This is a genomic window from uncultured Caulobacter sp., assembly GCF_937900395.1.
Classification (GTDB): domain Bacteria; phylum Pseudomonadota; class Alphaproteobacteria; order Caulobacterales; family Caulobacteraceae; genus Caulobacter.
Genome location: NZ_CALCDX010000033.1, coordinates 1 through 12,388, shown reverse-complemented (window position 1 = coordinate 12,388; position 12,388 = coordinate 1). Strand labels below are relative to the sequence as shown.

The window sequence follows — 12,388 nt, the reverse complement described above, 5'->3', positions numbered from 1 at the left end:
TGATAACGCGATTGCGGACAGCGATGGGCCGACGAACGCCAGCAGCATCCCCAGCACCGCCACCGGGCGCTCGTGGCTGAGGGTGGTGCTGTAGCCGCGCAGCGCGGCGTCGCCCGTGGTCATGCGGCGGCCACCCGGGTGACGCGACCGGTGGCCAGGTCGTAGGTGGCGCCGCCGACGATCAGCTCGATGAACTCGCCGCCGTGATAGCGAATCCGGTCCCGCTTCTGCTTCGGTGTCTTCGCGGGAACGTAGACCCGGCCGTGGATGCCCATCGATCGACAGGCCAGCGCGAAGCCCTGTGCGTGATTGCCCGCCGACGAGCACACCACCCCGGCGGCCTTCTCCTCGGGAGTCAGCTGCATCAGCAGGTTGTAGGCGCCCCGCAGCTTGTAGGACCGCACCACCTGCAGATCTTCCCGCTTGAGGTAGACCAGGGCCCCCGTCAGCTGGGAGAGCCGGTCGCTGAACTGCAGCGGAGTGGGTGTCACCACGCCGGAAATTCGCTGGGCCGCCGCCTCGACATCGGCCGCGCACAGCGGCGATACCCGGGGACTCTGGCTCACTTCAGCGGACACCGATCAATGGTGCCACGCGGCCTTTCCAAACACCCAAACGCACGTTCGGGCGGAAAAGTGCGTCCGGGATCGACCAGAACGTCGAATTCGGGGATCAGTTGGCCGGCGTCAGGACGAACACCGGGATCTGGCGGTCGGTCTTGGTCTGGTAGTCGGCGTAGTCCGGGTAGGCGGCGACCGCACGCTCCCACCAGGCGGCCTTCTCGTCGCCGAACACCTCGCGGGCTTCGTAATCGCCCGAAACGGTGCCGTCCTGCAGTTCGACGCGCGGGTGCGCCGCTTCCTGCGGCTGTCGCCCAGCGAAACCCTGGCCTACACGGCCGAGCCGAAGATCGACGGCCTGTCGGCCTCGCTACGCTACGAGAAGGGCGTGCTGGTCCAGGGCGCCACGCGCGGCGACGGCCAGACCGGCGAGGACGTCACCGCCAATCTCCGGACCATCGCCGACATCCCGCACCGCCTGAAAGGCTCGGGCTGGCCCGACGTGATCGAGGTGCGCGGCGAGGTCTATGTCGAGCTCGCGGCCTTCGCCGCCTTCAACAAGGCCGCCGAGGAAGCCGGCCAGCGGACCTACGCCAACCCCCGCAACTTCGCGGCGGGCTCGCTGCGCCAGATCGATCCCGCGATCAGCGCCCAGCGGCCGTTGCGGTTCTTCGGCTATGCCTGGGGCCTGGTGTCGGAGCCGTTCGCGGACGGCCAGTGGGCGGCGCTGGAGGCGCTGCGCTCCTGGGGCTTCGTGACCACGGCCCCGCCGGCGCGTCGCGTCGAGAACGCCCAGGGGCTGCTCGACGTCTACGCCGAGTTCGAGGCGCTGCGGCCGACCCTGAACTTCGACATCGACGGCGTCGTCTACAAGGTCGACGACCTGGAGCTGCAGCGCCGCCTGGGCTTCGTTTCGCGCTCGCCGCGCTGGGCCATCGCCCGCAAGTTCCCGGCCCAGAAGGCTCGCACCGTCCTGGAAGCCATCGACCTGCAGGTTGGCCGCACCGGCGCGATCACGCCGGTGGCGCGGCTGAAACCGGTGACCGTGGGCGGCGTCGTGGTGACCAACGCCACCCTGCACAATGGCGACGAGATCGAGCGACTCGACGCCCGGATTGGCGACACGGTGATCGTCCAGCGGGCTGGCGACGTGATCCCGCAGATCGTCGAGGTCGCGCTCGACGCCCGGCCCGATCCCGCGCCCGAGCCCTACGTCTTTCCCCACGTTTGCCCGTGCCCGCTGCAGACGCCGCTGGCCCGCGAGGTCAACGCCTCGGGTCAGGAGTCGGTGGTGCGCCGCTGCACGGGCGAGTTCGCCTGTCCGTTCCAGCGGGTGGAGCACCTGCGCCACTTCGTGTCCCGCCGCGCCTTCGACATCGAGGGCCTGGGCGAGAAGCAGCTGCAGGCCTTCTTCGACGAGGGCTGGATCACCGAGCCGGCCGACATCTTCAAGCTAGCCCGTGACGAGCAGAAGCTGGCGGCCCTGCGCGAGCGGGAAGGCTATGGCGAGACTTCGGTCGCCAATCTGGTGCGGGGCATCGAGGCCCGGCGCACGATCACCATGGACCGGATGATCTACGGCCTGGGCGCGCGCGACATCGGCGAGACCACCTCGACCGTGCTGGCCCGCAACTTCGACCGCTTCGAGGACCTGCAGCACGCCGCCGAGGCCGCCGCTAAAGCTCTTCCTGGCGAGACCTACCTTGAACTCTCCACCGCGCCCGGCGTCGGGCCCAAAGCGCTGGACACGCTGGTCGAGGCGGGGAGGGGCGGCCTCAAGGCCGATCCCTGGCCCCAGACTGACGACCTGGAGATCAAGATCGGCCACGCCGTCCCGAAACTGACCAAGCCGGCCCGCGCGGCCCTGGCCCAGCGCTACGGGACCTGGGACGCCTTCGCCGAGGGCTTGGCGGCGGCCGCGAGTGGCGCGCCGGGCGACGACTATCTGAACCTGGCCGCGATCGACGGCGTCGGCCCCGTCGCCGCCCAGTCCCTTGCCCGCTTCTTCGCCGAGGACCACAACCGGCAGAAGGTCGCCAATCTGGTCGCCGAGCTGGACATCCAGCCCGTCGAAAAACCCAAGACCGACACGGCTGTCGCCGGCAAGACCATCGTCTTCACCGGCGCTCTGGAGAAGATGACCCGCGACGAAGCCAAGGCCCAGGCCGAGGGGCTGGGCGCCAAGGTCGCGTCGTCGGTGTCGAAGAAGACCGATCTGGTCGTCGCCGGACCCGGCGCGGGCTCGAAGCTGAAGACCGCGACCGAGCTCGGTATCCAGGTCATGACCGAAGACGAGTGGCTGGCTCTGGTCGGAAGCTGATCGCTTTTCGAAATCCCGCCTCCTTTTCGTGTCAGGGCTTGTCCCGAGGGACGAGATCGCGCAACCAAGCGATCAAACGCGCATTTGAAGCGCGACCCAGGGAGTCGTTGATGTTCCGCACCACCATGATCGCCGCCGCCTTCGGCCTGCTGGCGAGCCCGGCCCTAGCCGCCGATGTCGCCGGTCTGTGGCAGACGCCGACCAACGGCGGCCAGGTCGAGATCTCCCACTGCGGCAACAGCCTGTGCGGCAAGCTGGTGAACTCGAACCACATCCGCGAGAACCCCGCGCTGAAGGACGTCAAGAACAAGGACGAGTCCCAGCGTGTCCGCACGCTCAAGGGCCTGCAGATGCTCTATGATTTCTCCGGCGGTCCGACGAAGTGGAAGGACGGCAAGGTCTACAACCCCGACGACGGCGGCACCTATTCGGGCACGATCGAGCTGATCGGCGAGAACCAGCTGAAGCTGAAGGGCTGCATCGTCGCGCCGTTCTGCAAGACGCAGGTCTGGACGCGGTTGCGGTAGGTTTGAAGAGGCTCCCCCGCGATGCGGGGGAGCTGTCGCGGAGCGACTGAGGGGGCAAGCGCTGGCTTGGCCGAGCTGGCCCCCTCCGGCCCTCTGGGCCACCTCCCCCGCGGCGCGGGGGAGGAACTATTCATCAAAGCGGCGCGCAGGCCTGTTCCATCCAGGCCCGAACCTCAGGCTCCACCCGGGGACCGATCTCGCGCAGCACGCGGGCGTGGTAGGCGTCGAACTGGGCGATCTCCTCGGGCGTCAGCAGCGACTTGTCGATCAGGCGACGGTCGATGGGAGCTAGCGTCAGGGCCTCGAAGCGATGCATCGGGCGATCGCCGCCCGGCACGTCCTCGGCCGGCATCACGACCTCAAGGTTCTCGATGCGGATGCCGTACTCGCCGTCCTTGTAGTAGCCGGGCTCGTTCGAGACGATCATGCCGGGCTGCAGGGCGATGGTGTTCGGCGCTTTAGAGATCCGCTGCGGCCCCTCGTGAACCCCCAGATAGACGCCGACGCCATGGCCGGTGCCGTGGTCGTAGTCCAGCCCATGCGCCCACAGGGCCGCGCGGGCGAAGGCGTCGATCGCCGAGCCGGTGGTGCCGGCCGGGAAGCGCAGGCGAGCGATCGCCAGGTGGCCCTTCAGCACCAGCGTGTTGCGCTGGACCATCTCGGTGGTCGGCTCGCCGATCGCCACGGTGCGGGTCACGTCGGTGGTGCCGTCCAGGTACTGGCCGCCGCTGTCGACCAGCAGCAGCGAGCCCAGCTTGGCGCGCTCGTTGCTGCGTTCGGTTGGGCGGTAGTGGGGCAGGGCGCCGTGGCCGTTGGCCGCGCCGATAGTGTCGAAGCTGAGGTCCTTCAGGACGCCCGTGGCCTCGCGGAAGGCCTCGAGCTTGGCGACGGCTTCTTTCTCGTCGGGCGGATTGACCTGGCCCTCGGTGGCCAGCCAGTGCAGGAAACGCGTCAACGCCGCGCCGTCGCGGCGGTGCGCCTCGCGCGTGCCGTCCAGCTCGACCGCGTTCTTGCAGGCGCGCGGCAGGGTGCAGGGGTCCATCGCCCGCACGATCTTGGCGCCGGCGGCGGCCAGGGTGTCGAAGTACCAGGCCGAGGACTGGGCCGGATCGACGACGACGCTCTTGCCGGATAGATCGCCCAGCGCCTCGGCCAGGCGGTCCGGCGTCTCCAGCGTGACCTGGTTGCCGAGCCACGCGGGCAGCTCGGGCGTGACCTTGGCCGGTTCGATGAACAGCCGCGCCGTCCCGTCGGCGTTCAGGATGGCTTGCGACAGAGGCAGCGGCGAGCGGATGACGTCGCCGCCACGCACGTTGAACAGCCAGGCGATCGAGGCCGGAGCGGTGATCACCGCCGCTTCGGCGCCGTGCGCCGCGACCGAAGCGCCGACGCGAGCGCGCTTGGCGTTGGACTCCTCGCCCGCGTACTCGATCGGCTGCGGGACGATCGGCGCCATCGGCTGGGCGGGGCGCGCCTCGCCCCAGGCCTGATCGACCGGGTTGGCGGCGACCGGCTTCAGCGTCGCGCCGGCGCGGGCGGCGGCGGCCTTCAGGCTCTCCAGCGCGGCGGGGCTGTGCAGGCGGGCGTCGTAGCCGATCACCGCGCCCTTCGAGACGGTCTCCAGATAGGCGGGGACGCCGCCCTCGACGAGGTCGCGGATCTCGAACACGCCCTGATCGACCTGCTCGCGGACCTGCAGGGTGTAGCGGCCGTCGACGAACACGGCGGCGCGGTCCTTCAGGATCACGCCGGCGCCGGCCGAGCCGGTGAAGCCGCTGGCCCAGGCCAGGCGGTCATTGGCGGCGGGCAGGTATTCGTTCTGGTGCTCGTCCTCGTGCGGCACCAGGAAGCCGTCGAGCCCCTGCGCCGCCATGGCCTGGCGGATCAGCGGGACGTGCTTGGGGCCGAAGGAGGGATCGGTGGATTCGTCAAAGGTCTGGCGCATGGGGAGGATTTAAAGTTTGGCCGGCCAAACGCCAAGTGCGCCGTCCAAATGGCGGTCGTGCGTCTCGACGCCACATGGTCACGCTTGAGTGGGAATGAAACTGTGCCGCGCCTATCTCGCGGAGCGACCCCATGAAGACCTGCTGTTCCCCAAAGATTACCGGCCTGTCGCGTCGGGAAGCGTTCGGCCTGATCGCGCTGGGCGGCGGCGTCAGCCTGCTGTCTACCCTGGCGCCGGGCGTGGCCCGGGCGCGCGGCCATACCGACATGCTGCTGCTGACCTGTATGGATTACCGCCTGACCGAAGAGACGGTCGCCTACATGGACGGCCGCGGTCTTCGGGATAAGTACGATCACGTCGTGCTGGCCGGCGCCTCGCTCGGCGCTCTGACCGACAAGTATCCCAGCTGGGGTCAGGCCTTCTGGAGCCATCTGGACGTGGCGATCACGCTCCATTCGATCCACAAGGTCATGGTGCTCGATCACCGCGACTGCGGCGCCTACAAGGTGATCCTGGGCGCCGAGGCCGTCGATACGCCCGACAAGGAGCTGGCGGCCCACGCCAAGGAGCTCCAGGCCCTGCGCGCGGAAATCAAGCGCCGCCACGAGCACCTCGAGGTCGAGCTGGGCCTGATGTCGCTGGACGGCAAGGTCCAGGACATCGCCTGACCTGTCGGCTTAGGGCCGCTGCAGCACCAGCGTCGCCCAGGCGTCGCGGTGGATGCGGCTCTTCACCTTGAAGCCGCGCGATAGGTAGGCGGCCTTGACCATCCGCTCCTGGGTGCGCAGCAGGCCCGACAGGATCACCGTGCCGCCTGGGACCAGGGCGCGCTTGATGTCCTGGGCCAGGCTGATCAGCGGGCGGGCCAGGATGTTGGCGAAGACCAGATCGTAGGGCGCGTTCTCGGCGACCAGGCGGTGGCCCAGGCCCGAAGCATGGACGAAGCGCGCGTTGGCGCGGTTCACCTGGGCGTTCTCCTTGGCGATGCGGACGGACGGCTTGTCGATGTCGGTGCCAACGGCCAGCTTCGTGCCGGTGCGGGCGGCGGCGATGGCCAAGAGGCCCGTGCCGGCGCCGACGTCGAGGACCTTGTTGAACTTCCGCGCCTTGATCAGGCGGTCATAGGCCTGCAGGCAGCCGACGGTGGTGCCGTGGTGACCGGTGCCGAAGGCCGCGCCGGCCTCGATGCGCAGGTTGACGGTGCTGGCCGGCAGCCGGCCGCGGTCGTGCATGCCGTAGACGAAGAAGCGGCCGGCGCGCACGGGCGGCAGGCCCGACAGCGCCATGGCCAGCCAGTCGGCGTCGGCCAGGGTGTCGCGCGTGACCTTCAGGTCGTACTCGGCCAGCAGGGCCATCAGGCCGTCGTCTTCCTCCTGGGTGGTGGGGAAGGCGTCGATACGCCAGACGTTCTTGTCCTCGTCCTCTTCCAGGATCGAGTAGGTCGCGCCTTCCAGGCCGGGATGGTTGTCGATGGCGTCGGCGGCGGTCTCGGCGTCGGCGCGCGCGCCGCGGGCGACGATCTGCTGGGGCGTATAGTCGGTCATGCCGCTCCGTTAGCGGCAAAGCCGCCGAAAAGCGAGCCTTCAGCGCTACGGATTGATCCCGGCGAGCACGGTCGGGATCGGCGCGCGCGGCGCGTCCTCGGGCAGGGACACGTCGAGAATGTCGCCGCGCGCGGAGGCCCAGCGCGTCTCATCGGATGCAGGCGGCGGCGTCGCGGGCCCGTGTTCGGCTGGGATATAAGGCGGAAGCTCCGGCGCGGGCGGCGGCTCGTAGTCCGCATATTGGATCGCCGGCTGCGGCGCGGTCGCGGGCTTCAGGGCGTCCGTGCCGATGACATAGTCCGGAACCTTGCCGGTCGGCCAGGCGATCGGCTCGGCTTCGGCCAACACCGGACGCTCGACCCGCTCCATCTCGGGGACGTAGGGTCCGTCTTGCGGGCCCATCTGCATGAAGAGGCCCGCCAGCAGGCCGGCGATCGCGAAGGACGGCGCGCCATAGGCCACGGGGCGGGTGAGGGCGAAACCCTTCAGGCGGTCGAGGATCAGGTCCAGGCGTTCCATGTCGCTAGAGCGCGCGAACCGCCTCTTAGTTTCGGACCGACGTCCGCGAGGCTGGTTTCGGCGTCTTGACTGTGGTCAAGAGGGACATGGCCGACACCAAGACGCCGCTCCTGCGCGAGCGCAACGCCGCCGAGCACGCCCGCGTGACCTACGCGGAGCTGTTCTTCGACCTGGTGTTCGTGTTCGCGGTCACCCAGCTGTCGCACGCGGTGCTGCGGCATCCGGATGGTCCTGGCCTGATTCACGCGACGCTGCTGCTGCTCGCGGTCTGGTGGTCGTGGATCTATACCGCCTGGGCGACCAACTGGCTGGATCCCGAGCGCGGGCTGGTTCGCCTGATGCTGTTCGTGATGATGGCCGCCGCCCTGGTCCTGGCGGCGGCGATCCCCGACGCCTTCGGCGAGCGAGGGCTGGCCTTCGCCGCGGGCCACGTGACCATCCAGGTTGGCCGCACGGCCTTCTTCCTGTGGAGCGCCTGGCGGGAACCCCAGCATCGCCGGAACTTCGCCCGCATTCTGTCCTGGCTGGTGTTCGCCGCGATCTTCTGGATCGCTGGCGCCTTCGTGCAGGGCGAGGCGCGCCTGCTCATCTGGGCGCTGGCGCTGGGCGTCGAGTATCTCTCGCCCGCTGTCGGCTTCTGGACGCCGGGTCTTGGACGCACCAAGAGCCAGGAGTGGAAGGTCGAGGGCGGCCACATGGCCGAGCGCTGCGCCCTGTTCACGATCATCGCCCTGGGCGAGTCGATCATCGTCAGCGGCAGCACGGTGATGGGCATGCCGTGGGACTTGCCGGTCATGGCCGCCTTCACCAGCGCCTTCCTGTGCAGCCTGGCGATGTGGTGGATCTATTTCTCCTCGACCGCCGAGGCCGCCAGCAAGGCGATCGAGGAGTCCAAGGACCCCGGCGCGATCGCCCGCGTGGCCTATACCTACACCCACATCCTGCCGGTGGCGGGGATCATCGTGGCGGCGGTCGGCGACGAGTGGGTGATCCACCATCCGCTAGGCCACGCCGACTTCAAGATCGCGGCGGCGGTGATCGGCGGGCCGTTCCTGTTCTTGACGGGCACGCTGCTGTTCAAGCTAGCCGTCTTCCGCCGCTGGTCGCGTGCGCGGATCACGGGGCTCGCGGCCCTCGCGGCGCTTGTTCCGCTGGCCTTGAGCCTGAGTCCCCTGGCGCTGTCGGCTCTCTCGACCTTCGTCCTGATCGCCGTGGGCGCCTGGGAAAGCCTGACGCCGCGCCCGGTCGAAAAACCGCCCGCGCACGACGGGATCAAGCCCGGGCTGAAGTCCAAGAAGACGAAGAGAGGCTGATCAGGCTTTTTCGACGAAGCTGTCGATGACCTTCTTCTCGCCGGCCTTGTCGAAGGCCACGGTCAGCTTGTTGCCCTCGATGCCGGTGACCTTGCCGTAGCCGAACTTGACGTGGAACACCCGGTCGCCGCGCGCATAGGCGCTGTTGGTCGGGGCCGAGACGGCGACCAGACGGCCTTCGCCCTCGATCGGCGCCGAGCGGGCGGACGAGCCGGCGCGGACGCCGCCCGAACGCCATGACCCGCCGCGCTCGCCGAAGCCCGAGGTCCGCTCTTGGGCCCTTTTCCACCCGGGACTGTCGTAGCTGCCAGACTGGAAGGCCGACGTGCCAGGATCGTCCCAACGCGAGGCGGCCGTCGACTGCATGCCCGGGCCGCCGCCGTAATAGCCGGTCTCCGACGCCGCATCGACGTGGGCGATCGGCAGCTCGTCGACGAAGCGGCTGGGCAGCTGGCTGGTCCAGCGGCCGTAGACCTGACGGTTGGCGACGAAGCTGATGCGGGCCTCCTCGCGGGCGCGGGTGATGCCGACATAGGCCAGGCGCCGCTCTTCCTCGAGGCCCTTCTCGCCCTTGTCGTCCATGCTGCGCTGGCTGGGGAAGACGCCTTCCTCCCAGCCGGGCAGGAAGACCAGCGGGAACTCCAGACCCTTGGCCGAGTGCAGGGTCATGATCCAGACGGCGTCGCCAGTGGCTTCGCGGTCCAGGTCCATGACCAGCGACACGTGCTCCAGATAGGCCTCCAGCGTGTCGAACGAGCCCATCGACTGGACCAGTTCCTTCAGGTTCTCCAGCCGCGTCTGGCTGGTGGGGCCCTTGTCGAGGCGGAGGGCGTCGGTATAGCCGCTCTCCTCCAGCACGGTTTCCAGCAGCCGCTGGTGGTGCAGTGTTCCGACCATCGAGCGCCAGCGGTCCAGGTCGCGGATGAAGTTGCTGAGCGCCGTGCGCGTGCGGGCCGGCAGGTCGTCGCTGCCGATGATCACGCGGGCGGCCTCGACCGTCGAAATCCCTTCCAGCCGGGCGATCTGCAGCAGCTTCTGCACCGAAGTGTCGCCGATGCCGCGCTTGGGCGTGTTGACGATCCGCTCGAAGGCCAGGTCATCGTCGGGCGACTGGATCAGGCGCAGATAGGCGTGGGCGTCGCGGATCTCGGCGCGTTCGAAGAAGCGCGGACCGCCGACCACCTTGTAGGGGATCTGCAGCATCACGAAGCGCTCTTCGAAGGCGCGCATCTGGAAGCTGGCGCGGACCAGGATGGCCATCTGGCTGTACTTGCGGCCGGCCTTCTTGGCGCGCTCGATCTCGTCGGCGATCAGGCGGCTCTCGGCCTCGCCGTCCCAGACACCCGAGACCTTGACCTTCTCGCCGCCCTTGGACGGGGTCCACAGGGTCTTGCCCAGGCGTCCCTTGTTGGCGGTGATCAGGCCCGAGGCGGCGGCCAGGATGTGCTCGGTCGAGCGATAGTTGCATTCCAGGCGCACGACCTTGGCGCCGGGGAAATCGCGCTCGAAGCGCAGGATGTTGTCGACCTCGGCCCCGCGCCACCCGTAGATCGACTGGTCGTCGTCGCCGACGCAACAGACGTTCTGGCGGCCCTGGGCCAGCAGGCGCAGCCACAGGTACTGGGCGACGTTGGTGTCCTGATACTCGTCGACCATCACGTATTTGAAGCGCCGCTGGAACTCGTCCAGCACGTCCGGATGGCCGGTGAAGATGCTGATGTTGTGCAGCAGAAGATCGCCGAAGTCGCAGGCGTTCAGGATGCGCAGGCGCTCCTGGTACTGGCGGTAGAGGGTGATCCCCTTGCCGTTGGCGAACTCGCCGGCCTCCGACGTCGGGACGCGGTCGGGCGTCCAGCCGCGGTTCTTCCAGCCGTCGATGATCTGCGAGAGGATCCGGGGCGTCCACCGCTTGGCGTCGATGTTCTCGGCCTCGATCAGCTGCTTCAGAAGCCGTTCCTGATCGTCGGTGTCGATGATCGTGTAGTTGGACTTCAGCCCAATCAGCTCGGCGTGGCGGCGCAGGATCTGGGCGGCGACCGAGTGGAAGGTGCCCAGCCACCGCAGCCCCTCGGCCTCCGGACCGATGATGTGGGTGATCCGCTCGCGCATCTCGCGCGCGGCCTTGTTGGTGAAGGTGACGGCCAAGAGCTCCCACGGCCGGGCGCGTCCGGTGGCCAGGATGTGGGCCAGGCGCGTGGTCAAGACCCGCGTCTTGCCGGTGCCGGCGCCGGCCAGGACCAGCAGCGGGCCCTCGGTGGTCTCGACGGCCTCGCGCTGTTCGGGGTTCAGGCCGTCCAGATAGCCGGGGGCGGCGTCTCGTCCCATTGGGGCGGGCGGCCGGGCCCGGGCGAGATCGGAAATACGCGGAGCGGGGAGGTCGCCCGGGAATTCGTCCTGGAATTCTGGCGAGTCGGCGTCGGAATGCATGGGAACATATGTAGCACACGGAACGCGCCGCTTAAGCCCAAACCCGCCTGATGGGGAACTCCCAGTGTGTCGTGTCGTTGATCCGACAATGGAAATCGCGCCCTCGGGCAGGGAGATCTCGGATGACGGAACAAACCAGCAGCAGCGGGGGCGGCAACAGCGCCCTGGCGTTCATCGTGGGCGGCCTGGTGGTGATCGTGGCTGTGCTCGCCTTCTTCATGTGGTCGGGCGGCATCGGCCAAAAGAAGCAGGTCGACGTGAACATCTCGGCCTCGGCGCCGAAGCTGCCTGACGCCCCCGCGCCCAAGGCGCCGGGCGGCTGAGGCAGGCCGTGACCGCCACGACTCATGGTCGTCGATCCGAAGCCCGTCGCGACAGCGGCGGGCTTTGGGCGGCCGTCTTGGTTATCGCGCTCCTGGCAGGCGCGGTCTGGGGCGCTTGGCGGCTGGGCGTGATGGTGGGCGAGGGCGCTTCCTGGCGTCAGCCGCTGCCAAAGCTTCCTGAGGTCCTGCGCAAGACGCCGATGCCGAAGCCGCCGACCATGCCGACACAACGGCGGCCGACGGTGGAGACCGCCGCGCGGCGCTAGTGGGGGCTGCTCGCCGCTTCGTTCAACGCGAACACCCGGCAGGCCGAGGCGAGGGGACGATCGCCTCTCGCGTTGTCGATCCGTTGGATCAAGGCGGCCAAGCTGCCGCCATCCTTGGCGGCTGCGCGTTCCAGAACCGCCCAGAATTCCGGCTCGAGGGCCAACGATGTCGCGTGGCCGGCCAGGTTCACCGACCGCTTCTTCAAGCCCGCCAAGCGTTCAGTCCTCGCGCTTGGCGCCGTCCAGCTCGCGTCGCAGCTTGTCGGCGCGGGCGGCTTCGAGGGACTTTTCGGCCTTGGTGCGGCCGAAGCGAGCGCGGTTCTCAACGGCGCGGGCCTTGTCGTCGGCCTTGGCCTTGGCCTTGCGGGCTTGGTTCAGATTGACGACGTCGGCCATGGCGCTTGCCTCCGAGTTGCTCGGTCCTCGACGGTAATCGGACGATCCCGCCGAGGACGCAAGCCCCGCCTCAGGCGTCGTCCTTGGCCAGCGCGCGGGCGAGGGCGGGACGAGCGTTGGCGCGCGCTAGCCATTCGTCATAGACCTTGTGCGGCGGCAGCATCTGGCGGGCGAACTGCAGCAGGCTGACGAACATGATGTCGGCGGCGGAGAAGGCGTCGCCCAGCAGCCAGGGCGAGCCTTCCAGC

13 protein-coding genes and 2 pseudogenes are annotated in these 12,388 nt (G+C 68.8%); 6 read left to right on the top strand and 9 right to left on the bottom strand.

Going from position 1 to position 12,388, the window contains the following annotated elements; all coding sequences use genetic code 11:
- Positions 1-119: 119 nt before the first annotated feature.
- Both Q0379_RS02780 and Q0379_RS02775 read right to left on the bottom strand, forming a co-directional pair.
- On the bottom strand, positions 120-494 hold the full coding sequence (locus Q0379_RS02780; RefSeq protein WP_299004020.1) for a pyridoxal-phosphate dependent enzyme: 375 nt from the start codon (positions 492-494) through the stop codon (positions 120-122).
- Positions 495-672: 178 nt separating this feature from the next.
- Positions 673-852: pseudogene (locus tag Q0379_RS02775) on the bottom strand (nitroreductase/quinone reductase family protein); the annotation flags it as partial.
- Here Q0379_RS02775 and ligA point away from each other — a divergent pair.
- Together ligA and Q0379_RS02765 are read left to right on the top strand one after the other, a co-directional pair.
- Positions 832-2,880 (top strand): annotated as a pseudogene (ligA, locus tag Q0379_RS02770) (NAD-dependent DNA ligase LigA); the annotation flags it as partial. The pseudogenes Q0379_RS02775 and ligA sit on opposite strands and share 21 nt — an antisense overlap.
- 110 nt (positions 2,881-2,990) lie before the next feature.
- Positions 2,991-3,407: a DUF2147 domain-containing protein gene (locus tag Q0379_RS02765; protein ID WP_299004019.1), complete on the top strand. Its 417-nt coding sequence runs from the start codon at positions 2,991-2,993 to the stop codon at positions 3,405-3,407.
- Between the two features lie 133 nt (positions 3,408-3,540).
- On the opposite strand, the gene Q0379_RS02760 is transcribed toward Q0379_RS02765, so the two are convergent.
- Positions 3,541-5,352 carry an aminopeptidase P family protein gene (locus Q0379_RS02760; protein ID WP_299004017.1) on the bottom strand — a complete coding sequence of 604 codons (1,812 nt, stop codon included), beginning with the start codon at positions 5,350-5,352 and terminating at the stop codon, positions 3,541-3,543.
- A gap of 131 nt (positions 5,353-5,483) precedes the next feature.
- Between Q0379_RS02760 and Q0379_RS02755 the strand changes: the two genes are divergently transcribed.
- Positions 5,484-6,020, top strand: coding sequence for a carbonic anhydrase (locus Q0379_RS02755; RefSeq protein WP_299004015.1), 537 nt, complete (start codon positions 5,484-5,486; stop codon positions 6,018-6,020).
- Positions 6,021-6,029: 9 nt separating this feature from the next.
- On the opposite strand, the gene Q0379_RS02750 is transcribed toward Q0379_RS02755, so the two are convergent.
- On the bottom strand, positions 6,030-6,896 hold the full coding sequence (locus Q0379_RS02750; protein ID WP_299004013.1) for a 50S ribosomal protein L11 methyltransferase: 867 nt from the start codon (positions 6,894-6,896) through the stop codon (positions 6,030-6,032).
- A gap of 45 nt (positions 6,897-6,941) precedes the next feature.
- A complete protein-coding gene (locus tag Q0379_RS02745) occupies positions 6,942-7,415 on the bottom strand; it encodes a hypothetical protein (protein ID WP_299004011.1) in 474 nt (157 codons plus the stop codon).
- An 86-nt stretch (positions 7,416-7,501) separates the two neighbouring features.
- On the opposite strand from Q0379_RS02745, the gene Q0379_RS02740 reads away from it, so the two are divergent.
- Positions 7,502-8,728 (top strand): low temperature requirement protein A, encoded by a 1,227-nt coding sequence (locus Q0379_RS02740; protein WP_299004009.1) that lies wholly within the window; start codon positions 7,502-7,504, stop codon positions 8,726-8,728.
- Here Q0379_RS02740 and Q0379_RS02735 read toward each other — a convergent pair whose 3' ends face one another.
- Positions 8,729-11,155 (bottom strand): UvrD-helicase domain-containing protein, encoded by a 2,427-nt coding sequence (locus Q0379_RS02735; RefSeq protein ID WP_299004008.1) that lies wholly within the window; start codon positions 11,153-11,155, stop codon positions 8,729-8,731. It lies immediately after the preceding gene.
- A 122-nt stretch (positions 11,156-11,277) separates the two neighbouring features.
- On the opposite strand from Q0379_RS02735, the gene Q0379_RS02730 reads away from it, so the two are divergent.
- Positions 11,278-11,478, top strand: coding sequence for a hypothetical protein (locus tag Q0379_RS02730; protein WP_299004007.1), 201 nt, complete (start codon positions 11,278-11,280; stop codon positions 11,476-11,478).
- An 8-nt stretch (positions 11,479-11,486) separates the two neighbouring features.
- Positions 11,487-11,744 carry a hypothetical protein gene (locus Q0379_RS02725; protein ID WP_299004005.1) on the top strand — a complete coding sequence of 86 codons (258 nt, stop codon included), beginning with the start codon at positions 11,487-11,489 and terminating at the stop codon, positions 11,742-11,744.
- On the opposite strand, the gene Q0379_RS02720 is transcribed toward Q0379_RS02725, so the two are convergent.
- The 3 genes from Q0379_RS02720 to Q0379_RS24120 all read right to left on the bottom strand — a co-directional run bounded on the left by Q0379_RS02720 (position 11,741) and on the right by Q0379_RS24120 (position 12,387).
- Positions 11,741-11,959: a ribbon-helix-helix domain-containing protein gene (locus tag Q0379_RS02720; RefSeq protein WP_299004003.1), complete on the bottom strand. Its 219-nt coding sequence runs from the start codon at positions 11,957-11,959 to the stop codon at positions 11,741-11,743. The two genes, Q0379_RS02725 and Q0379_RS02720, sit on opposite strands and share 4 nt — an antisense overlap.
- 4 nt (positions 11,960-11,963) lie before the next feature.
- Entirely contained in the window at positions 11,964-12,140 is a 177-nt protein-coding gene (locus tag Q0379_RS02715; protein WP_299004001.1) for a DUF4169 family protein, read from the bottom strand.
- A gap of 70 nt (positions 12,141-12,210) precedes the next feature.
- Positions 12,211-12,387, bottom strand: coding sequence for a glutathione S-transferase C-terminal domain-containing protein (locus Q0379_RS24120; RefSeq protein ID WP_366519289.1), 177 nt, complete (start codon positions 12,385-12,387; stop codon positions 12,211-12,213).
- Position 12,388 lies beyond the last annotated feature (1 nt).